21 protein-coding genes are annotated in these 19,794 nt (G+C 59.9%); 13 read left to right on the top strand and 8 right to left on the bottom strand.

The genetic code is table 11. The annotated features are described in order from the left end of the window. Positions 1-80: 80 nt before the first annotated feature. Together BR48_RS0102565 and BR48_RS25375 are read left to right on the top strand one after the other, a co-directional pair. Positions 81-746: a BON domain-containing protein gene (locus BR48_RS0102565; protein ID WP_027229876.1), complete on the top strand. Its 666-nt coding sequence runs from the start codon at positions 81-83 to the stop codon at positions 744-746. Positions 747-866: 120 nt separating this feature from the next. Then, positions 867-1,514, top strand: coding sequence for a hypothetical protein (locus tag BR48_RS25375; protein WP_051614495.1), 648 nt, complete (start codon positions 867-869; stop codon positions 1,512-1,514). 5 nt (positions 1,515-1,519) lie between these two features. Here BR48_RS25375 and BR48_RS0102550 read toward each other — a convergent pair whose 3' ends face one another. Together BR48_RS0102550 and BR48_RS0102545 are read right to left on the bottom strand one after the other, a co-directional pair. After that, positions 1,520-2,416 carry an alpha/beta hydrolase gene (locus BR48_RS0102550; protein ID WP_081815737.1) on the bottom strand — a complete coding sequence of 299 codons (897 nt, stop codon included), beginning with the start codon at positions 2,414-2,416 and terminating at the stop codon, positions 1,520-1,522. A 2-nt stretch (positions 2,417-2,418) separates the two neighbouring features. Further along, on the bottom strand, positions 2,419-4,527 hold the full coding sequence (locus tag BR48_RS0102545; RefSeq protein ID WP_081815736.1) for a lytic transglycosylase domain-containing protein: 2,109 nt from the start codon (positions 4,525-4,527) through the stop codon (positions 2,419-2,421). Between the two features lie 278 nt (positions 4,528-4,805). Between BR48_RS0102545 and dapA the strand changes: the two genes are divergently transcribed. Both dapA and smpB read left to right on the top strand, forming a co-directional pair. After that, the gene (dapA, locus tag BR48_RS0102535; protein ID WP_027229873.1) at positions 4,806-5,687 is read left to right on the top strand and encodes a 4-hydroxy-tetrahydrodipicolinate synthase; all 882 of its coding nucleotides are present in this window, start codon (positions 4,806-4,808) and stop codon (positions 5,685-5,687) included. Positions 5,688-5,718: 31 nt separating this feature from the next. Next, positions 5,719-6,207, top strand: a complete 489-nt coding sequence (gene smpB, locus BR48_RS0102530; RefSeq protein ID WP_027229872.1) for an SsrA-binding protein SmpB — start codon at positions 5,719-5,721, stop codon at positions 6,205-6,207. A gap of 332 nt (positions 6,208-6,539) precedes the next feature. Here the strand turns inward: smpB and BR48_RS0102525 are convergent, their stop codons facing one another. Both BR48_RS0102525 and grxD read right to left on the bottom strand, forming a co-directional pair. Continuing rightward, on the bottom strand, positions 6,540-7,745 hold the full coding sequence (locus tag BR48_RS0102525) for a multidrug effflux MFS transporter (protein ID WP_027229871.1): 1,206 nt from the start codon (positions 7,743-7,745) through the stop codon (positions 6,540-6,542). Positions 7,746-7,890: 145 nt separating this feature from the next. Further along, positions 7,891-8,223 carry a Grx4 family monothiol glutaredoxin gene (gene grxD / locus BR48_RS0102515; protein WP_027229870.1) on the bottom strand — a complete coding sequence of 111 codons (333 nt, stop codon included), beginning with the start codon at positions 8,221-8,223 and terminating at the stop codon, positions 7,891-7,893. A 218-nt stretch (positions 8,224-8,441) separates the two neighbouring features. Here grxD and BR48_RS0102510 point away from each other — a divergent pair, with 218 nt between their 5' ends. Continuing rightward, on the top strand, positions 8,442-9,152 hold the full coding sequence (locus BR48_RS0102510; RefSeq protein WP_197030327.1) for a phosphodiester glycosidase family protein: 711 nt from the start codon (positions 8,442-8,444) through the stop codon (positions 9,150-9,152). Here the strand turns inward: BR48_RS0102510 and BR48_RS0102505 are convergent. Then, positions 9,149-9,382 carry a BolA family transcriptional regulator gene (locus BR48_RS0102505; RefSeq protein ID WP_027229868.1) on the bottom strand — a complete coding sequence of 78 codons (234 nt, stop codon included), beginning with the start codon at positions 9,380-9,382 and terminating at the stop codon, positions 9,149-9,151. The two genes, BR48_RS0102510 and BR48_RS0102505, sit on opposite strands and share 4 nt — an antisense overlap. Before the next feature lie 12 nt (positions 9,383-9,394). Then, positions 9,395-11,626 (bottom strand): phosphoribosylformylglycinamidine synthase subunit PurL, encoded by a 2,232-nt coding sequence (gene purL, locus BR48_RS0102500; protein ID WP_027229867.1) that lies wholly within the window; start codon positions 11,624-11,626, stop codon positions 9,395-9,397. A 184-nt stretch (positions 11,627-11,810) separates the two neighbouring features. On the opposite strand from purL, the gene BR48_RS0102495 reads away from it, so the two are divergent. Continuing rightward, a complete protein-coding gene (locus tag BR48_RS0102495; RefSeq protein WP_027229866.1) occupies positions 11,811-12,578 on the top strand; it encodes an SDR family oxidoreductase in 768 nt (255 codons plus the stop codon). Positions 12,579-12,635: 57 nt separating this feature from the next. Next, positions 12,636-12,962 carry a DUF1330 domain-containing protein gene (locus BR48_RS0102490; protein ID WP_027229865.1) on the top strand — a complete coding sequence of 109 codons (327 nt, stop codon included), beginning with the start codon at positions 12,636-12,638 and terminating at the stop codon, positions 12,960-12,962. Between the two features lie 13 nt (positions 12,963-12,975). Here BR48_RS0102490 and BR48_RS0102485 read toward each other — a convergent pair whose 3' ends face one another. Together BR48_RS0102485 and BR48_RS0102480 are read right to left on the bottom strand one after the other, a co-directional pair. Then, a complete protein-coding gene (locus BR48_RS0102485; RefSeq protein ID WP_155810844.1) occupies positions 12,976-13,641 on the bottom strand; it encodes a uracil-DNA glycosylase in 666 nt (221 codons plus the stop codon). After that, on the bottom strand, positions 13,641-14,213 hold the full coding sequence (locus BR48_RS0102480; protein ID WP_027229863.1) for an NYN domain-containing protein: 573 nt from the start codon (positions 14,211-14,213) through the stop codon (positions 13,641-13,643). The genes BR48_RS0102485 and BR48_RS0102480 overlap by 1 nt, the downstream gene beginning before the upstream one ends. A gap of 299 nt (positions 14,214-14,512) precedes the next feature. On the opposite strand from BR48_RS0102480, the gene rpoZ reads away from it, so the two are divergent. The 6 genes from rpoZ (at position 14,513) to lepB (ending at position 19,788) form a co-directional block, all read left to right on the top strand. Continuing rightward, on the top strand, positions 14,513-14,917 hold the full coding sequence (gene rpoZ, locus BR48_RS0102475; protein WP_027229862.1) for a DNA-directed RNA polymerase subunit omega: 405 nt from the start codon (positions 14,513-14,515) through the stop codon (positions 14,915-14,917). Positions 14,918-15,074: 157 nt separating this feature from the next. Next, positions 15,075-17,291 carry a bifunctional (p)ppGpp synthetase/guanosine-3',5'-bis(diphosphate) 3'-pyrophosphohydrolase gene (locus BR48_RS0102465; RefSeq protein WP_027229861.1) on the top strand — a complete coding sequence of 739 codons (2,217 nt, stop codon included), beginning with the start codon at positions 15,075-15,077 and terminating at the stop codon, positions 17,289-17,291. 21 nt (positions 17,292-17,312) lie between these two features. Further along, complete coding sequence (gene pyrE / locus BR48_RS0102460) at positions 17,313-17,891, top strand: orotate phosphoribosyltransferase (protein ID WP_027229860.1); 579 nt, start codon at positions 17,313-17,315, stop codon at positions 17,889-17,891. A 71-nt stretch (positions 17,892-17,962) separates the two neighbouring features. Beyond that, positions 17,963-18,526 carry a DUF2062 domain-containing protein gene (locus BR48_RS0102455; RefSeq protein ID WP_027229859.1) on the top strand — a complete coding sequence of 188 codons (564 nt, stop codon included), beginning with the start codon at positions 17,963-17,965 and terminating at the stop codon, positions 18,524-18,526. Further along, positions 18,523-18,927, top strand: a complete 405-nt coding sequence (gene acpS / locus BR48_RS0102450; RefSeq protein ID WP_027229858.1) for a holo-ACP synthase — start codon at positions 18,523-18,525, stop codon at positions 18,925-18,927. The genes BR48_RS0102455 and acpS overlap by 4 nt, the downstream gene beginning before the upstream one ends. An 87-nt stretch (positions 18,928-19,014) precedes the next feature. After that, positions 19,015-19,788 (top strand): signal peptidase I, encoded by a 774-nt coding sequence (lepB, locus tag BR48_RS0102445; protein ID WP_027229857.1) that lies wholly within the window; start codon positions 19,015-19,017, stop codon positions 19,786-19,788. Positions 19,789-19,794: the final 6 nt, after the last annotated feature.

The following is a 19,794-nucleotide window of genomic DNA, read 5'->3' as shown; positions in this document are numbered from 1 at the left end:
GGTCGTCGTGTTGAAATGGCCATGAACATGGGGCAAGACATAGCTCCAGCCCATCGAGACTGAGAGAAAGCCTTAGGAATATGCGTACCATCAGGAGCTGGTTCTGGCCCGGTGTCATCACCGTCGCACTTCTGACGGTTCTTGCCGGCTGGTTCCTCACTGATCCAATCGACCAGCAACTCACGGATGCGGCCAATGCTGCGCTGAGCGCCGATAATTCCTGGGCGAGCGCCGATATTGACGGCCGCGATCTTACCTTGAAGGGTGTCGCTCCATCCGAAGAGGCGCTTGCTGCCGCTCTTGGGATCGCCGCAAGCACGCCCGGCGTGAGAACCATAGATAATCAGGCGACGCTTCTGCCCCTGGCCGAACCGTTTTCCTTCGTCATCACCAAATCCGACGACGGAATATTGCTGTCAGGCAACGTCCCCTTCGGCGATTCGCGCGCGCGAATTCTCGCGTCTGCCGAAAACGCCATGCCGGGCATCGAAATCCTCGACGAATTGGCCGTTGCGCGCGGCGCGCCGGAAGGTTTTCTCGATCTTGTCGACTTCGCATTGAGCCAGGCGGCGCAACTGACCAACGGAGAGGTGGAAATCTCGGGCAAGACCTATAGTATCAGCGGCACCGCGGCCAACGCCGCCGACTACGATGCAATCAACGCCGCCTTGCGCGCTCCCATTCCCGGTAATGGCAAGCCGGGCGAGATCAAGCTTGAGGCGGCGGTCAATACCAGCGGAGGCTAGAAACATGTGGTTCATGATCGGTCAGCTCTGGCTCTTCCTGTTGATTGCTGCTCTTGTCGGTTTCTATGTCGGCTGGTCGACATACGACCGAGGCCAATGACGCGAACCAGGGGATAGACAATGGTTGTATTTCTTCTCCAGTCATTGTTTCTCATCGCTGCAGCCTTCGTCATCGGCGCGATTTTAGGCAATCTTTTCAAGCGGATGTCACCGAAACGCGAATCTGTTTCTGAAGTATCCACGCGCGCTGCCGATGCGCGCCTGGCAACAAGCCCAATTCTTCCGGCAAATGACGATGTGAGGCAGTCGGCGCGCGAGGCTGCCGCAATGATACCGCCAGCGGAACCCGTGCCGCCGGCGGAAGTCCCCGCGAGCGGTAAGCCGGCGCGCAAGACAGCCGCAAAGCGGGTGGCTGCGAGGACGGCTATCGAACGCAGGTCCAATCCGCGGCAGGACGACAGCCATAAGCCCGTTATGCTCAAGGCGGCGCGGCGCGGCAAACCCGACAAACTCACTGATATCGACGGTATTGGCACCGCCATACAATCGCGGCTTTTCGATCTGGGGCTGTTTCATTTCGACCAGATTGCTGGCTGGTCGATTGAGGAAGCTGCGTGGGTGGGCGAGGAAATAGGATTTCCCGGCCGCGTGCAGAGGGAAGGGTGGATCAGACAGGCTGCGGCAAGGGTAAAGATGCCTGCGGCAGATCAACTGGCGAAGCCGAAACCAACAGCGCGGCGCAAGGCTGGAACTACCAAGCCCTCATAGACCGTTCAGGCAAGCGCGGTTTCGCGAAGGTCGATTCCAGCGGCAAAGGCTGCGATAAGTTCAGGCAAGCGTCCGGTTTCGAGCAAAGGCGCATGGCCTTGACCCGCAACATTGATGACCTGCATTGCGCGATGCCGGCGCGACATTTCCAGCACTGTTTCAGGTGTCAGCAGGCTGCTGTTTTCGCCGCGAATGACCAAGAGCGCCAGCTTTTCAAACAGGTCGAACTGCTCCCAAAGGTCGGGCAATTTCTTGTCGAAATCAATATTCGCCATGGTTTTCAGGAGGTTGAGATCGTAGTCCGGGCGAATGGTTCCGCGCTGCCTGCGATAGATCGCGCGCGCGAAGCGCATCCAGTCCGCTTCGGTCAGCGCCGGAAAGGCCGGTCCGTGCAGATTGCGCTGGCGCTCGATCGCCTCCGGCCAGGTGCGCGGATTGCGCGACTTGCGCAGATATTGCGTGATCTGGCGCAAGCCTTCAGGGGCGATTTCCGGCCCGATATCATTGAGAATGACACCGGCCAGCAACGTCGGCGCCACCGATGCCAGGATGTGGGTTATCAATCCCCCGCGCGAGGTTCCGAGAAAGATTGCACGGTCGATGCCGAGCGAACCAAGACCTGCAATAATGTCATTGGCTTCGACGCCAATATTGTAGTGGGACCAGTCGCGATCATATGCGGACAGTCCGCGACCGCGATAGTCGAATGTTATGACCTGGCGCGGCGTGTCGGGATGCTGCGACAGAAGTGCTGCGACTTCGTGAAAGTCGCGGCTGTTGCGGGTGAGGCCGGCAAGGCACACGAGCGGCACCGCCCCGGCGCGCTCCAATCCGTAAACCCTGCCATGGAGCTTCAGTCCATCGGGTGCATCGAAGCTGATCTCGCGATAGGCCTCGGCCAAATTCAACCCCGCCGTCCGGCGGTGAGATCGCTCTCTATCTGCGCCTTGCCGGTCAACCGCGCCTTGTAGACTTCATAGTTCTCCATGACCCGCTGCACGTAGTTGCGCGTTTCCGTGTAGGGAATGCGCTCGATCCAGTCGACCACCTCATCCACAGGCTTGCCACGCGGATCGCCATACCGCGCCACCCACTCGCTGGCGCGGCTCGGGCCGGCATTGTAGCCGGCAAAGGTAAGCACGTACGAACCATCGAACTTGGCGATCTGCTCGCCGAGGAATTTGGCGCCGAGCGTTGCATTATAGGCAGCATCACCGGTCAAACGGTCCTTGGAGTAGGTCATGCCAGCGCGCTGGGCGACGCCCTTTGCGGTGCCCGGCAGCAACTGCAGCAGGCCGCGTGCTCCGGCGCTCGATACGGCAGTCGGGTTGAACTCGCTTTCCTGGCGGGCGATTGCATAGGCGAGGGCTGCACCGGAACCCGAAATATTGGCATTGCCCGGGATGGCGCCGACCGGATGTGACAGTGCACCGACGTCGATGCCGCGTTGCGCCGCGGTCTTGCCGACGCGCAGCGCCACGTAATGGTTGCCCTTGCGTTCGGCCATCACGGCGAGGAGAGCCAATTCGCCGGGGCTGTCGAGCTCCTGTGCCAGGCTGGAATAAAGAATTGCCGCCCGGGAATCATAGCCGGTGTCTTCCAGCCTCTGTATGGCTCGGACGGCTTCGCGCTGGGCAAATCGTGAACGTTCTGCATCAGACGGCTTGGGATAGGGTAGTTGCAGCCCGGATTGCCCGAGCTTTGCTGCTGCAAGCTGCCCGTAAAATGTCGTGCCATAGCGCGATGCGCGTGCATAATAATCGCGCGCGCTGCCTGCTGCGCCCGCCTCCGCGGCACGGCCCAGCCAGTAATAGGCGCGCGAGGCCGACATCGGGCGCGAGGAAATCTCGGCGATGCGCGTGAAATGGCGCTGTGCCGTGTTGGGATCATTGAGTCCGCGCAATGCGTACCAGCCGGCGTGGAACTCCGCTTCGGCGGCAACCGAAGGTGTTTCGGCGCTGTGCATTGCCGCCACGCGATAGGCGCGCTTGACGTCGCCCTGATCGAGAAGCTCGCGTGAAAGAACGCGCCGTTCCGTCCACCAGGCATCGGGGTCTACCAGCGCTGCGGCATCACGCGGCGCGGTCGCCATTACATCGGCTGCCTCACGGAATTTTTCCTGGCGGCGCAAATATTGCGCCTTGGCGAAGATATAGGCCGCATTTGACGCCCATGCGCCATGAACGGCGGCAAGCTTCTGGCCGGCATCCGGTGATTTTTGCAGGACGGCTGCGAATGCCTGGAACAAGGATTCTGCGTTGGCCAGCTTGGCGACACGCCCGGCCGACTTTACCTTGCCCTCGTAAAGCATCGTCAGCATGCGCGTCAGATGGTCGTCGCGGGAAATGACCTGCGAAAACTCCTTGAGGATCATTGTCTCCTGCGTGTCCTCGAGCTTCTTGGTCCGCCAGAACGCGCCGAGGATTTGCCGCGCGCGCGGAGCATTGCCGCTCGCCACATAGGCGCGGGCGAGGATAACGACGCCCTCTGTCGTCTGCGGTGCAGTATTGCCAAAGGCGTTGATGACGATCGAAGGCGCGGGATTTTCCTTATAGAGCGCCCGCTCCGAATTGTTGCGGAAGGTCGCCATGCCGGGCCAGCCGGGCAGTTCCTGCGCGGCATGGGCAATCTCCGAACTCGGTATGCCCGGCGCGTTGGAAAGACCGATCGCCCAGGTTAGGATATGGCGGTCGAGCGCGTCAACGGGCAGGCCGTTGCGAATGCCGAGCGCACGCTGCGCGTCGCCGGCGGAGAGGGCGTCAAGCCCGCTCTTGAGACTGCCGGCAATCGCCGAGGGCTTCGATGGTTGGGTGATGCCGGCGGTGGTGACCGGATCGGGCCGGGCCAGTACCTGCGTTGTCGGGCTCACGCGCGTTTGCGTCGACGCGAACGGCTTCAATCCGGGAACCGGGACGGCGGCCGAAGGTACAGGTGTTTGGGCATGGGAAGCCGTCGTCACCAACGCAAGCGTGGACGCGAGAAGAACGTGACGCAAAACAGAAGTTCTCAGCATACAACTACCAGTTTTTTGGAGCGGATCAGAGGGTCCCCCGGATCCGTGGAGACAATGAAGACGATAATAGTGGCGGACGTATGAAAGCACTCTTAACAAAGGGTTATCCGAGCCCGTTGCATTAAACCTATTGCAACTCATGCTAGCGGAGATATGCATCAACTTGATGTGTTTCATCAGGCAAATGAACTTGCTCCAGACGATCTGCGCGATTATGGTGCGCCACCTTTAGCCCCCGCGTGGACGGGGGCGACCAACTGCCATACCGGAGTTTCGCAATGCTGAAAGGCTCAATCACCGCTCTCGTAACGCCCTTCCTCGAGGATGGTTCGTTCGACGAGAAAGCCTTTCGCAGCTTCGTTTCCTGGCAGATCGCCGAGGGCACCAATGGCCTCGTCCCGGTTGGCACGACCGGTGAATCGCCGACGCTGTCGCATAGCGAACATAAGCGCGTGGTCGAGGTCTGCATCGAGGAAGCTGCGGGCAAGGTGCCGGTGATCGCCGGCGCCGGCTCCAACAACACCCGCGAAGCCATTGAACTCGCAGAATTTTCGCAGAAGGCGGGGGCAGACGCCATTCTTGTGGTGACGCCCTATTACAACAAGCCGAACCAGCGCGGGCTTTACGCACATTACAAGGCGATTGCCGAAGCTGTGTCGCTGCCGATCATCATCTATAACATTCCGGGCCGCTCGATCATCGACATGACGCCGGAGACGATGGGTCAGCTCGCACACGACTTCAAGAACATCAAGGGTGTGAAGGATGCGACCGGCAAGATCGAGCGCGTTTCCGAGCAACGCCTGACCTGCGGCAAGGAATTCATCCAGCTTTCCGGCGAGGATGCGACCGCGCTCGGCTTCAACGCGCATGGCGGCGTCGGCTGCATCTCGGTTACGTCCAATGTCGCGCCGCGCCTCTGTGCCGAATTCCAGGCGGCGACACTTGCCGGCGATTATGGCAAGGCAGTCGAATTGCAGGACCGGCTCCTGCCGCTGCACAAGGCTCTGTTCCTGGAGCCAAACCCGTCCGGCCCGAAATATGCGCTTGCCAAGCTCGGCAAGATCAAGAACGCATTGCGCTCGCCGCTCGTCGCGGTCGAGGCTGCAACCGCCGAGCGGATCGACAGGGCCATGCAACATGCCGGTTTGATCAACTGACAAATCAGTTGAAACGCACTATATAGCCTGCATGAACAAGCCGAAATCTGCGTCAAAACCCACGACGGCTCGCAAGATCATTGCCGAGAACCGTAAAGCGCGCTTCAACTTCGAGATTCTCGACACGCTCGAGGCTGGCCTCGTGCTTGCGGGTACGGAGGTCAAGTCGCTGCGCCGTAACCAGTCGAACATTGCCGAAAGCTATGCCAGCTTCGAGAACGGCGAGTTCTGGCTGATCAACAGCTATATTCCGGAGTATCTCGAGGCCAACCGCTTCAACCATGAGCCGCGCCGTCACCGCAAGCTGCTGATAAACAAGCGGGAAATGTCGCGGCTGGCGCAGTCTGTCGACCGCGAGGGCATGACGGTCGTTCCGCTGAAGCTCTATTTCAATGACCGCGGCCGGGCGAAGCTCGAGATCGCCGTCGCGCGCGGCAAGAAACTGCACGACAAGCGCGAGACCGAGAAACAGCGCGACTGGAACCGCGAGAAGTCCCGGCTCCTGCGCGATCGCGGCTGATACCTGCATGAGCGGTCGAAGATGGATCCTCGGGACAAGGGCCCGAGGATGACGGCGGGGTGCGTGCAGCGATCGAAGTCCTGAGAGGCATCGGCGGCGGGCTACAGCGACGGAGAGGGTTGTGCCGTTTGCCGGGGTAACGGAGACGTTGGAGCGTCGGGCGAAGGCTCACGACGGGCAAATCTCCGCCCGGCGCAGGTGGGCGGAGACATCCTCCGTTCCCCGCGGCCGTCATACTCGGGCTCGTCTCGAGGACCCAACTTCCTTACCGGCACCGCAATGAAGTCCGGGGCAACTGATCACTAGACCCATGAACGTGCGGCGCGTCAAATCTAAACCGGCCTGTTGTGCGGCTGGAATAGCCGTCCGCGTTCGGCGATAAGCACAAACACCAATCCGATCAGCGACAGGACGAAGAAGCCGGCGACAAGCGGCAGCGTCGTGCCGTTAAAGGCCTGGCCGATCACTGCTCCGACAACGCCGCCGCCGGCCGTACTCATGAAGCCGAGGACCGACGAGGCCGTGCCCGCCACGTGCCCGAGCGGCTCCATCGCCAGCGCGTTGAAATTCGAGCCGATCCAGCCGAACTGGAACATCGCCAAGGCGAACAGCAGCAGGTAAATCGGGAACGGCGTCGGATTTGGTCCAAGGATCGTCAACAGCAGCCAGAATCCATTGACGGCAAGGAAGGAGAGGAGAGCGCCATGGGACAGGCGGCGCATGCCGAACCGGCCGACAAGGCGCGAATTCAAGAAGGACGACACGGCCATGGTCACGGCGACCGCTGAAAACGCGACCGGGAACCACACACCAAGATCATAGATGCCGACGTAGATCTGCTGGGCCGAATTGATGAAGCCGAACAGCGCGCCGAAGATGAATGAATTTGCCAGCGTGTAGCAAAGCGCGACGCGATTGGTGAGCACGATCCTGAAGCCTTGCAACACCGATTTGAGGGTAAAGGGGCGAACATCGGCCGGATCGAGCGTTTCCGGCAGGCGCAGGTAGACCCAAACCAGAACTGCGCTCGCGATCGCAGCCATGAAGATGAAGATGAGGTGCCAGTTGCCGAACAGCATGACTGTCTGGCCTGTTCCCGGCGCGATGACCGGGACGATCATGAACACCATCATGATGAGCGACATGACCTCGGCCATGCTGCGGCCGCCATAGACGTCGCGCACGATCGAAATGGTAATGACGCGCGTTGCTGCCGAACCGATCCCCTGCAGCAAACGGAACAATAGAAGCGAGGTGAAGGTCGGCACGAACACGCAGGCGAGCGCCGAGGCGATATAGACGACGAGGCCGACGAACATCGGAACGCGGCGGCCGAAGCGGTCGGAGATCGGGCCGTAGAACAATTGCGACACGGCAAAACCCATCAGATAGGCCGAGATGACATATTGCCGATGATTTTCGCTGGCAACGCCGAGGCTCGCGCCAATCTGCTGCAGGCCGGGAAGCATGATGTCTATGGCAAGCGCATTGATCGCCATCAGCATCGCCATCATCGCGATGAATTCCGCTTTCCCCATTCCCCTCAGGCGGGCGGCGGAAGTGGTCGTCGAACTGTCCATGATCAAACCTGCAAATATCAACAAAGACAAAGGCGTCGGAGCGGCCGACGCCTTTCGAAACAAGGTACCGGGCAATCCGGAACCGATTGGAACTATTGCGTAATCAGGCGGCCTTCGTGGCGACGCCCTTTTCGCTGAGCAGGTTTTGCAACTCGCCTGCCTGGAACATTTCGCGGATGATGTCGCAACCGCCGACAAATTCACCCTTCACATAAAGCTGCGGAATGGTCGGCCAGTTGGAATAGTCCTTGATGCCCTGGCGCAGTTCGTTGGATGAAAGAACATTCACACCCTTATAGTCGACGCCGATATAGTCGAGAATCTGCACGACCTGGCCGGAAAAGCCGCATTGCGGAAAGCCGGGCGTGCCCTTCATGAAGAGAACGACGTCGTTGCTCTTGACCTCACTGTCGATGAATTCATTGATACCGCTCATTTCGGCAACCTTTCACCCCAAGATGTGACGAATCGTCATTTCATGGTTCAATTGTTTTCGTTGTTTACAGATAGCGCTTCAATTTAGTCAAAACAAGGCTGGTGAGGGTGTCATATCGTATCATCATCGCTGCCGGTGTGCTCCTTGCCGCACTCGCGGCGGGATTGTTTGCCCAACTTGGGCAATTGCGGCCGGCGACCGGAGCGTCAGGAGGTACTATGGTTTCGCTTCCTTTTGACCGCAAGGACCTGCCGGCCCCTTGCCGCACTGTCGACTTCGAGGGCAGCGGCAACATCGTCTGCGAAGTTGATCTGCGCTCCTACGAGGTCCGGCTTGGCCTCAATGGTGCGGATGGCAAGCTCTATGGCTCGCTCGCATCATTCATGGCGGGACAACCGGCCGCGGCGAAGCTCGTTCTCTCAATGAATGCCGGGATGTACGAGCCCGACATGAGGCCGGTTGGCCTTTACGTCGAGGAGGGGAAAGCGATTGCGCCTCTCAACACTGGAGAGGCTCCTGGCAACTTCTACATGAAACCGAACGGCGTGTTCTTCGTCGCAAAAGACGGCACGGCCGGCGTTGTTTCGACCGAAGCCTACGCGAAGGCAGCACCTGATGTTCGCATTGCCACGCAGTCGGGGCCCATGCTCGTCATCGACGGAAAGGTGCACCCGCGCTTCGAACCCAACGGCACGTCGCGCTACGTCCGCAATGGCGTCGGCGTCCGCGATCCGAATACGATCGTACTGGCGATTTCAACGGAACCGGTCAGTCTCGGCCGCTTTGCGCGCCTTTTCAGGGATGAGCTTGGCTGCGCCAACGCTCTGTTCTTCGACGGGATGATTTCTGCCCTGTCAAACGACCGGAAGGTGTTGCTTGGAGGAACCGATCCGGTGGGACCGATTCTGGCAGTGTACGAAAAGTCTTAGTCCGGGGCGCTCGTCTGCAGGGCGAGGGCGTGCAGTACGCCCCCCATATTGCCTTTCAATGCGTCGTAAACCATCTGGTGCTGCTGCACGCGCGACTTGCCGCGAAAACTTTCCGCGACAACCTCGGCAGCATAGTGATCGCCGTCACCCGCGAGATCGCGGATCGTCACTTTTGCATCCGGAATGGCGTCTCGAATCATTTTCTCGATGTCGCGTGCATCCATTGCCATGCTGTTCTCTCCTCAAGCGGCCTGATTCTTATCGTCCACGTGACCGCTCATATAGTCAGGGAACCACGATTCGTGTGCTTGTGTCAGGTCTGACACAGATATGGAGAGCAGACCGCCGATCGTCAATGCGTTGCCGCCAACTGTCCCAAGCTTGCGGAACGGGAGACCGGAACCCTCGGCGTTGAGCGTGATCATGTTTGCCGCATCCGGGGCCACTGCAACGACGTAACGGGACTGATCTTCGCCGAACAGCAAGGCATGCGGCGCGCCTTCGCCGATCTCGACCGTCGCACCCTTGCCGGAGGCCATGCACATTTCAGCCAATGCGATGGCAAGCCCGCCGTCCGACAGATCGTGGCAAGCGGTTAACTGGCCGTTGCGGATCGCCGAGCGGACGAAATTGCCGTTGCGCTTTTCGACGCCGAGATCGACTGCTGGCGCCGGACCGTCGGCGCGGCCATGCAGATCGCGCAGGTAGATCGATTGTCCGAGATGCGTGCCGTCGACGCCGAGCAGGATCAGCACGTCGCCATCCTTCATGCCGCCGACCTTGGTGGTCTTGGTCCAATCTGGAATGAGCCCTACGCCGGCTATGGTCGGCGTCGGCAGGATGCCCTGGCCGTTGGTTTCATTATAGAGCGAGACATTGCCTGAAACGATCGGGAAGGAGAGGGCCCGGCAGGCCTCGCCGATACCGCCGATCGCCTTGACCAGCTGGCCCATGATCTCCGGCCGCTCCGGATTGCCGAAATTGAGGTTGTCGGTGGCGGCCAGGGGTTCGGCACCGACAGCGGTGAGATTGCGCCAGCATTCGGCCACTGCCTGCTTGCCGCCCTCGTAAGGATCGGCCTCCACATAGCGGGGCGTCACGTCGGAAGAAAAAGCGAGCGCCTTGCTTCTATTGCCATCGACACGGACAACGCCGGCATCGCCGCCGGGAACCTGCAGGGAATTACCCTGAATCAGCGTATCATATTGCTCGTAGACCCAGCGCCGCGACGAAAGATCGGGGGAGCCGACCAACTGCAGCAGCGCTGCGCCATAGTCTGCGACTTCCGGCACATTGGCGGCTGGCAGCGGTGCATGCTTGCCGGGTTCCATCCACGGGCGGTCATATTCCGGCGCCTGGTCGCCAAGGTCCTTGATCGGAAGGTTGGCGACTTCATGTCCGCCATGCAGCACACGGAACCGCAGATCGTCCGTTGTGTAACCGACAATGGCAAAGTCGAGGCCCCATTTGCGGAAGATCGCTTCGGCTTCCTCTTCCTTTTCCGGGCGCAGCACCATGAGCATGCGCTCCTGGCTTTCGGAGAGCATCATCTCATAGGCGGTCATGCGCTCTTCGCGCACGGGAACGCTGTCGAGATTGAGCTCGATGCCGAGATTGCCCTTGGCGCCCATTTCAACAGCCGAGCAGGTCAGACCGGCCGCGCCCATATCCTGGATTGCGATGACGGCGCCGGAGGCCATCAGTTCAAGCGATGCTTCGAGAAGGCACTTTTCCGTAAACGGATCGCCCACCTGAACGGTCGGGCGCTTTTCGTCGATCGATTCATCGAATTCCGCCGAGGCCATGGTCGCGCCGCCGACGCCGTCGCGGCCCGTCTTGGCGCCGAGATAGACGACGGGCAGGCCGACGCCCTCTGCCTTCGAATAGAAAATCGCATCGGTCCTGGCGAGGCCGGCCGCAAAGGCGTTGACGAGGATATTGCCATTATAGCGAGCGTCGAAATTGACCTCGCCCCCGACCGTCGGAACGCCGAACGAATTGCCGTAGCCGCCGACACCCTCGACGACGCCGGAAACGAGGTGGCGGGTCTTCGGATGGGCCGGGTCGCCGAAGCGCAGCGCATTCATCGCCGCAATCGGCCGGGCGCCCATGGTGAACACGTCGCGCAATATGCCGCCGACGCCGGTCGCAGCGCCCTGGTAGGGCTCGATATAGGAGGGGTGATTGTGGCTCTCCATCTTGAAGACCACGCATTCGCCGTCGCCGATATCGACCACGCCGGCGTTTTCGCCAGGGCCCTGGATGACCTGCGGTCCGGTGGTCGGCAGGGTGCGCAGCCACTTCTTGGAAGACTTGTACGAGCAGTGCTCGTTCCACATGGCGGAAAAGATGCCGAGCTCCGTAAATGTCGGCTCGCGTCCGATCAGATCGAGAATACGCTGGTATTCATCCGGCTTCAGCCCGTGCGAGGCAACGAGTTCCGGTGTAATCGGGCGGGTATCGGGATTTGTCATGGGTTCTGGAGCATCCTTGGCGAGGGGGCGGCTTTCGGCCACTCTTTAACCTATGTAGTGCGGTCGCGCGACAGGAAAATAGCCCAAATCGACAAAGCCCCGGCATGCCCGAAACGACCTGCTCTTGTTCGGGAGAGGGGGCGCGCGTAACGTCATGTCGGATCATTTCATGGGGGAGACAGGCATGACGTGCAGGCTTCAGGACAAGGTGGCGATCATATCCGGCGGCGCCACGGGAATGGGGGGAGCGGCGTCGAAGCTCTTCGCCGCCGAGGGCGCAAAAGTGGCCATCGTCGACCGCAACGAGGCGGCAGCTGCTGCAACCGTTGCCGAGATCAGTGCGGCGGGCGGCGAGGCCGCCTACTTCGTTGCCGATGTCTCGGATGAGGCTCAGGTAAACAGGGCCGTTGAAGCCACGTTCGAGCACTTCGGCCCGGTTACCGTATTGTTCAATCACGCCGGCACAATCGTCATCAAGCCGTTCCTCGAAACGACGCTCGAGGAATGGGATTGGCTGCATGCGGTCAACGTGCGCTCGATGTATCTGATGACGAGGGCAGTAATCCCTCACATGATCGAGGCCGGCGGCGGCTCGATCGTCTGCACCTCGTCGATTTCGGCGGTTGCCGCAACCCCGATGGAAGTGCTCTACGACACCACCAAGGGCGCGTGCCACATGTTCGCTCGCGCGATCGCCGTCGAGTTTCGCGACCGCAACATCCGCTGCAATGCGGTTTGCCCCGGTTTCATCCGCACCCCGCACGGCTTGCGCGAGGTGGATGAATTGCAAAAGCGCGGCGTCGATGTATCGGACGCGGCCATGCAGGCGGCGCAGGGCCGGATCGGCGAGCCGGAGGAGGTGGCGCGCGCGGCGCTGTTTCTTGCCAGCGACGAATCCTCCTTCATCACCGGTACGCATCTCTTCGTCGACAATGGATTTACAGCGATCTAGTCGACTGTGCTAAGCTTGCCACGGGCACCTTAACAGCCGACTCTAGGGAGACGGACGATGACGGCTTACCTGATTGCTGACGTGAAGGTGACGGACGATAAATGGATACCGAAATACGCGGCGGCGGTGCATGACATAGCGCACAAGCACGGCGGCAAGTATCTGTCGCGCAGCGGCAATATTACCTTGCTGGAGGGAAAGCCGCTCGACACGACGTTGATTGCTATCATCGAGTTTCCTTCGACCGAGGCGGCCGAAGCCTTCGCCAGCGATCCGGAATATGCGCCCTATGCGAGTGCGCGGCAGTCAGGCAGCGAGAGCCGCTTCCGCATCATCGACGATACGGATCTTGCCGGGAGCATCCCCTACCTGCCGAAGGGGTGATTCCCCAATCAGGCTAGGCAGCGATGGCGTCGAGGTGTTTTCGCACCTCGGCGAACACGCTCTTGAACATGGCTTCGGTCAGGCGGCCGGTGTTGGTGTTGTAGCGCGAGCAATGATAGCTCGAGAAAATCCGGACATTGCCAATCTCGGCTCTGCCGCCATGGCTGAATGGATAGGCAGATACCGGCTGCTTCAGCGCACGAATTGTCGATTGGTGCGCAATGGTGCCGAGCGTCACTATGGCGCGCAGACCGGCAAATTGTTCGATGGTCGGTGTCAGGAAGCGGCGGCAATTGCTGATCTCGCCGCCGACGGGCTTGTTCTCCGGCGGAACGCATCGCACCGCATTGGTGATGGCGGTATCGATCAGCTGCAATCCATCGTCCGGCCGCGCCGCAAAGGTGCCGCGGGAAAAACCGAACTCGCTCAGCGTTCCATAAAGAAGATCACCGGCATAGTCGCCCGTGAACGGCCGGCCGGTACGATTGGCGCCGCGCAGGCCAGGCGCCAGGCCGATGATGAGCAGACGAACGGATTCAGCACCAGCGGCCGGCAGGAACGTCGGAACGGGCGCGTTGTGCCACCCCGGTTCCTTGTCCCGCCAAGCGGCGATGAAATCATGCAGACGCGTGCAGATAGGGCAGTCCGGAGAAGGCTCCGGACCCGTCAATTCTGCGATCAATAATCGACCTGTTCTTCTTCGACGCGGCGTGGTGTCCGTTCGGAAGGCTCGCGGCCGATTTCAGCACGCAGCGACACGAGGTCGATGAAGTGATCGGCCTGGCGGCGCAGTTCGTCGGAGATCATCGGCGGCTGCGTCGACAACGTCGATACGACGCTGACCTTGCGGCCCTTGCGCTGCAGCGCTTCGACGAGCGAGCGGAAGTCGCCATCGCCGGAGAAAATGACGAAATGGTCTACCGTGTCCGTCAGTTGCATGGCATCGACGGCAAGTTCGATGTCCATATTACCCTTGATCTTGCGGCGGCCCGCAGAGTCGGTGAATTCCTTCGCCGGCTTGGTTACAACCTTATATCCATTGTAGTCGAGCCAATCGATCAGCGGACGGATCGAAGAATACTCCTGATCCTCAACCAGTGCAGTGTAGTAATACGCACGAAGCAGGTAGCCGCGCTTGTGGAAAGCAGCGAGCAGCTTGCGATAATCTATATCGAAGCCGAGTACCTTGGAAGCCGCGTAGAGATTTGCACCGTCAATGAACAAGACGATCTTTTCTCGTGGATCAAACATAATAACGTTCCATTTCAAAAATCTAAGCTTAACTTCAAATCAGCTTGCTTATAATAGAGCCCGATCTGAACTTAATACGAAAGTAGGATATTTAGTACGTCGGGTCGAGGCAAAAGCCAATAGGTTCGTTGATATTTTGTCGAGGTTTCCGCCGATATGCGGTGATTGGCCCGCACCGCGAAGCTGTAAATCGCGCGAAAGCGTCAATATGCATCGGTGGCTTTTGCTTGTTTTTTGCGTTCATCCGCGTTATGTGCGGAGCAATCCGCTAATTCAGAGAAAAATGAAAGGGGCAGTTTATGGCCCGTGTCACTGTTGAAGATTGCGTTGACAAGGTTGAGAACCGGTTCGAACTCGTTCTCCTCGCCAGTCACCGCGCGCGCCTGATTTCCCAGGGCGCAGCGATCACGATCGATCGCGACAACGATAAGAATCCCGTGGTAGCCCTGCGTGAAATCGCCGATGAGACCCTTTCGCCGGGCGATCTTAAAGAAGATCTGATCCATTCCCTGCAGAAGCATGTCGAAGTGGACGAGCCCGAAGCTGTTGCCGTACCGCAGGTGACTGCCGGCGACAATGTGGCAGCCGATGTCGATGCCGACAGCGAAGCCGAAGACAATGTTTCCTTCGACTCCATGTCGGAAGAGGAACTTCTGGCCGGAATCGAGGGTCTTGTGGCCCCGGAAAAGAGCGACGACTACTAAGTCAAATGTCGCGCTCCGGCGCGGCAGCGGCCGGCAAGGCTTTTGATGCGTCGCAGCTTTCTGCGGCGCATTATTTTTGCGGCTCCCGTGGTGCAATACCATATAGTCGCCATAACAATTTCGTGTTCGGCCAATTCTGTGTGTGAGGTCTTCGTCCATGATGCGTCAGTATGAGCTTGTCGAGCGTGTCCAGCGTTACAAGCCTGACGTCAATGAAGCGCTTCTGAACAAGGCCTATGTCTATGCCATGCAGAAGCACGGCCACCAGAAGCGCGCGTCGGGCGATCCCTATTTCTCGCATCCCCTGGAAGTCGCAGCAATTCTCACCGACATGCATCTCGACGAGGCGACAATCGCCATCGCCCTGCTGCACGACACGATCGAAGATACGTCCGCGACCCGCCAGGAGATCGACACGCTGTTCGGTCCGGATATAGGCAAGCTCGTCGAAGGACTGACCAAGCTCAAGAAACTCGATCTTGTCTCGAAAAAGGCGGTGCAGGCGGAGAACCTGCGCAAGCTTCTCCTTGCGATCTCCGACGACGTGCGCGTCCTCCTCGTCAAGCTCGCCGATCGCCTGCACAATATGCGCACGCTGCATCACGTGCCCGAAGACAAGCGCCTGCGCATTTCCGAGGAGACGATGGATATCTATGCGCCGCTCGCCGGTCGCATGGGCATGCAGGATATGCGCGAGGAGCTGGAGCAACTCGCCTTCCGCTACATCAATCCCGAAGCCTTCAACGCCGTCACCAACCGGCTCGCGGAACTGTTGGAGAAGAACCGCGCGACGTTGAAGCAGATCGAGACCGACCTCTCCAACCTCTTTGCCAAGCATGGCATCAAGGCCAGCGTCAAAAGCCGCCAGAAGAAGGCATGGTCAGTGTTTCGCAAGATGGAAAGCAAGGGCCTGTCATTCGAGCAACTGTCGGATATCTTCGGCTTTCGCGTCGTCGTCGATACCGTCGCCGATTGCTACAACGCGCTTGGCATCATCCACACCACCTGGTCGATGGTGCCTGGCCGCTTCAAGGATTACATCTCGACCCCGAAGCAGAACGACTACCGCTCGATCCATACCACCATCGTCGGGCCATCACGCCAGCGCGTCGAACTGCAGATACGCACCCGCGAGATGAACGACATCGCTGAATATGGCGTTGCGGCGCACTCGATCTACAAGGATCGCGGCAGCGCCCAGAACCCGCATGTGATTTCGACCGAGACAAACGCCTATGCCTGGCTGCGCCAGACCATCGAGGCGCTTGCCGAGGGTGATAATCCCGAAGAATTTCTCGAACACACCAAGCTCGAGCTTTTCCAGGATCAGGTCTTCTGCTTCACGCCGAAGGGCCGGCTGATTGCCTTGCCGCGCGGCGCGACCCCTATCGACTTTGCGTATGCGGTCCACACCAATATCGGTGACAGTTGCGTCGGGGCAAAGGTGAACGGCCGCATCATGCCGCTCATGACCGAACTCCACAATGGCGACGAGGTCGAGATCATTCGCTCCAAGGCGCAGACGCCGCCGGCCGCCTGGGAATCGATTGTCGTTACCGGCAAGGCGCGGGCCGCCATCCGCCGCGCCACGCGCATCGCCGTCCGCAAACAATATTCTGGCCTCGGCACCCAGATCCTCGAGCGCGCCTTCGAGCGGGCAGGGAAGGTCTATTCGCGCGACGAACTGAAGAAGGGGCTGCAACGCCTCGCACGCAAGGAGCTCGACGATGTGCTTGCCGCCGTCGGCCGCGGCGAATTGCCGTCGTCGGATGTGATGAAGGCGGTCTATCCCGAATATCAGGACTCCAAGCCGAAGCCGGCGGCCGAACGCGAGGAGGGCTGGGTCAATTTCCGCAATACATCCGGCATGATCTTCAAGATGCCGGAGGGCGCGGAAGCCGAGGGCATGACGCCCGGCGGTCCCAATGCGTTGCCGATCCGCGGCGCGAGCCCGGACATGCCGGTACACTTCTCGCCGGAAGGTGCAGTGCCGGGCGACCGGATCGTCGGCATCCTGCAGCCTGGCGCGGGCATGACCATCTACCCGATCCAGTCTTCGGCGCTGATGGCCTATGACGATCAGCCGGAGCGCTGGATCGACGTCCGTTGGGACATCGACGATAACAGCCGCGACCGTTTTCCGGCCCGTATCAGTATATCGGCAATCAACGCACCCGGCTCACTCGCCGAGATCGCGCAGATCATCGCCGAGAACGAGACCAATATTCACAATCTCTCGATGGTTCGCACCGCGCCCGACTTTACCCAGATGATCGTCGATCTCGAAGTGTGGAACCTCAAGCATTTGAACCGGATATTGTCGAAACTTAAAGAGAGCAAATGTGTCAGCGATGCGCAGCGCGTCAATGGCTAGCAGGAATTGATTGAGGGAAAGATGAACACGAGCGAAGTTCTGGATGTATTCCGTGATGCGGGCGCGATACTCGAAGGTCATTTCATTTTGACGTCGGGCCTGCGCAGTCCGATCTTCCTGCAGAAGGCGCGGGTTTTCATGCATGCGGACAAGACCGAGCGCGTCTGTCGCGCCCTCGCCGAGAAGATCAAGGCGGCAGGGCTTGGCCAAATTGACTATGTGGTCGGGCCGGCCATCGGTGGTATCATCCCGGCCTACGAAACCTCCCGCCATCTCGGTGTTCCGGCGATCTGGGTCGAGCGCGAAAACGGCAAATTCAAGCTGCGCCGGTTCGACATAGCCACAGGCGCGCGGGTGGTTATCGTGGAGGACATCGTAACGACAGGGCTTTCGATCCGCGAGACGGTGACGTGCCTGAAGGAACTCGGCGCAGACGTGTTGGCGGCCGCCTGCATCATCGACCGTTCCGCCGGCAAGAGCGATGTCGGCGTGCCGCTGGTCGCTTTGGCCGAGTATGAAGTGCCTGCCTATCCCGCGGATAAACTTCCGCCGGAACTTGCCGCAATTCCGCCCGTTAAACCGGGTAGTCGCAACATCTGATCCCTTATTTGGCAGAGGCGACGACGCGGCTTATTGCCGGCGGCGCGGCATATCGAGGATATTGAACGAGAATGCTTTTCAAGAGGCGCAACAAACCTGATTTTCGCGAGCGGCTGCGCCTGGCGCTATGGCCGCGTCGTTCGGTCGGGCGGTCGCTGCGCTATTTCGGCAAGCGGGTGCTCCGGCTTCGGGCGACCCCGCACGCGATCGCGTCCGGCTTTGCTTGCGGCATCTTCGCCGCTTTCATCCCCATTCTCGGCGTGCACATTGCGGTGGCGCTTGCCATTGCCTGGCTGATCGGCGGCAATGTTGCTGCAGCCGTCATCGGAACGACGCTCGGAAATCCGCTGGTCCTGCCCTTCATCTGGGCGGCGACGCTGGAGGTTGGCCGGTTCGTCATGACCGGTTCGCTGCAAGGCGAGCCCATGCCGCAACATCTCGGCCATATGCTGAGGCATCTCGATATTTCGGTACTGTGGGGTCCGGTGATCGAGCCGATGCTGATCGGCGCGGTACCGCTCGGGCTCCTTGCGGCCGTAATCGTCTATTTTCCCGTGCGCTGGGCCGTCGCCGGCTTTCAGCATCGCCGCAGGCACCTCCATCGGCACCATCACCGGGTTCCTGAGCCAACATGATCATCGGCATCGGCAGCGATCTGATCGATATTACCCGCGTTGAAAAGACGCTGGAGCGCCATGGGGAGCGTTTTATATCCCGGGTTTTCACGCCCATCGAGCAAGCAAAATCCGAACGGCGCAAACAGCGCGCCGCATCCTATGCGAAGCGGTTTGCGGCGAAGGAAGCCTGCGCCAAGGCTCTCGGCACAGGCCTGGCGCAAGGCGTTTTCTGGCGAGACATGGGCGTCGTCAACCTGCCGAGCGGCGCGCCGACGATGCATCTGACCAATGGCGCCGCCAAACGGCTCGAGGCGATCGTTCCAAAAGGCCACACCGCGCGCGTTCATCTCACGATCACCGACGACTTTCCGCTTGCACAAGCATTCGTGATTATTGAAGCGTTGAAAATCGAAGAATAGCCTTATTCAAAAGCCATTGGCTGCATTGCCCCGTGCGCTTCGAGCGGCTAAGAGGGGTCACATTGAGTTTACGGAGATACGACGAGCGTGAGTGACAAAGCTGTTGTGAAGAAATCTGGTGGTCTTGGCGAGACGATCAGCGTCATCGTGCAGGCGTTGCTGCTCGCACTTGTCATCCGGACGTTGCTGTTCCAACCGTTCAACATTCCGTCCGGCTCGATGCGCCCGACGCTGCTTGAAGGCGACTATCTCTTCGTTTCGAAATTCTCCTACGGCTATTCCAAATATTCGATTCCGTTTGCTCCGGACCTGTTTTCCGGCCGCATCTGGAGCGGCGAGCCGAAGCGTGGCGATATCGCGGTCTTCCGCAAGCCGAACGATACCTCGCTCGATTTCATCAAGCGCGTAATCGGCCTTCCTGGCGACAGGATTCAGGTGCGCCAGGGCGTGCTCTATATCAATGATGTTGCCGTTCCGCGCGAGAAGGTCGGCCAGATCGACAATCCGGACGTCACCGAGGTCAATCGCCCGGTCGACGTCTACCGCGAGACCCTGCCGAATGGCATCACCTATGACACGCTCGACCTGACGCCGAACGGCATCGGTGACGACACGCGCGAATTCGTCGTCCCCGCCGGTCACTACTTCATGATGGGCGACAACCGCGACAATTCAAGCGATAGCCGCTTCGATGTTGGTTATGTGCCGCTCGAAAACTTCATCGGCCGCGCCAATATCATTTTCTTCTCGATTGCCGGGAAGGCGAGCCCGCTCGAAATCTGGCGCTGGCCGTCGGAACTGCGCTTCGATCGCCTGTTGCACAGCGTAAACAGCGCGCCAAACACCGTGAAAACCAATTGATGAGCC

It is taken from the genome of Phyllobacterium sp. UNC302MFCol5.2 (genome assembly GCF_000686005.1).
In the GTDB taxonomy this organism is placed as follows: Bacteria; Pseudomonadota; Alphaproteobacteria; order Rhizobiales; family Rhizobiaceae; genus Phyllobacterium; species Phyllobacterium pellucidum.
This window is presented reverse-complemented; position numbering and strand designations above follow the sequence as displayed.

What these genes read in the sequence shown, in the direction of transcription:
- BR48_RS0102565 (WP_027229876.1), top strand. Translation starts at nt 81, where the DNA reads ATGCGTACCATCAGGAGCTGGTTCTGGCCCGGTGTCATCACCGTCGCA.
- BR48_RS25375 (WP_051614495.1), top strand. Translation starts at nt 867, where the DNA reads ATGGTTGTATTTCTTCTCCAGTCATTGTTTCTCATCGCTGCAGCCTTC.
- BR48_RS0102545 (WP_081815736.1), bottom strand. Translation starts at nt 4,527, where the DNA reads ATGCTGAGAACTTCTGTTTTGCGTCACGTTCTTCTCGCGTCCACGCTT.
- dapA (WP_027229873.1), top strand. Translation starts at nt 4,806, where the DNA reads ATGCTGAAAGGCTCAATCACCGCTCTCGTAACGCCCTTCCTCGAGGAT.
- smpB (WP_027229872.1), top strand. Translation starts at nt 5,719, where the DNA reads ATGAACAAGCCGAAATCTGCGTCAAAACCCACGACGGCTCGCAAGATC.
- BR48_RS0102525 (WP_027229871.1), bottom strand. Translation starts at nt 7,745, where the DNA reads ATGGGGAAAGCGGAATTCATCGCGATGATGGCGATGCTGATGGCGATC.
- grxD (WP_027229870.1), bottom strand. Translation starts at nt 8,223, where the DNA reads ATGAGCGGTATCAATGAATTCATCGACAGTGAGGTCAAGAGCAACGAC.
- BR48_RS0102510 (WP_197030327.1), top strand. Translation starts at nt 8,442, where the DNA reads ATGGTTTCGCTTCCTTTTGACCGCAAGGACCTGCCGGCCCCTTGCCGC.
- BR48_RS0102505 (WP_027229868.1), bottom strand. Translation starts at nt 9,382, where the DNA reads ATGGCAATGGATGCACGCGACATCGAGAAAATGATTCGAGACGCCATT.
- purL (WP_027229867.1), bottom strand. Translation starts at nt 11,626, where the DNA reads ATGACAAATCCCGATACCCGCCCGATTACACCGGAACTCGTTGCCTCG.
- BR48_RS0102495 (WP_027229866.1), top strand. Translation starts at nt 11,811, where the DNA reads ATGACGTGCAGGCTTCAGGACAAGGTGGCGATCATATCCGGCGGCGCC.
- BR48_RS0102490 (WP_027229865.1), top strand. Translation starts at nt 12,636, where the DNA reads ATGACGGCTTACCTGATTGCTGACGTGAAGGTGACGGACGATAAATGG.
- BR48_RS0102480 (WP_027229863.1), bottom strand. Translation starts at nt 14,213, where the DNA reads ATGTTTGATCCACGAGAAAAGATCGTCTTGTTCATTGACGGTGCAAAT.
- rpoZ (WP_027229862.1), top strand. Translation starts at nt 14,513, where the DNA reads ATGGCCCGTGTCACTGTTGAAGATTGCGTTGACAAGGTTGAGAACCGG.
- BR48_RS0102465 (WP_027229861.1), top strand. Translation starts at nt 15,075, where the DNA reads ATGATGCGTCAGTATGAGCTTGTCGAGCGTGTCCAGCGTTACAAGCCT.
- pyrE (WP_027229860.1), top strand. Translation starts at nt 17,313, where the DNA reads ATGAACACGAGCGAAGTTCTGGATGTATTCCGTGATGCGGGCGCGATA.
- BR48_RS0102455 (WP_027229859.1), top strand. Translation starts at nt 17,963, where the DNA reads ATGCTTTTCAAGAGGCGCAACAAACCTGATTTTCGCGAGCGGCTGCGC.
- acpS (WP_027229858.1), top strand. Translation starts at nt 18,523, where the DNA reads ATGATCATCGGCATCGGCAGCGATCTGATCGATATTACCCGCGTTGAA.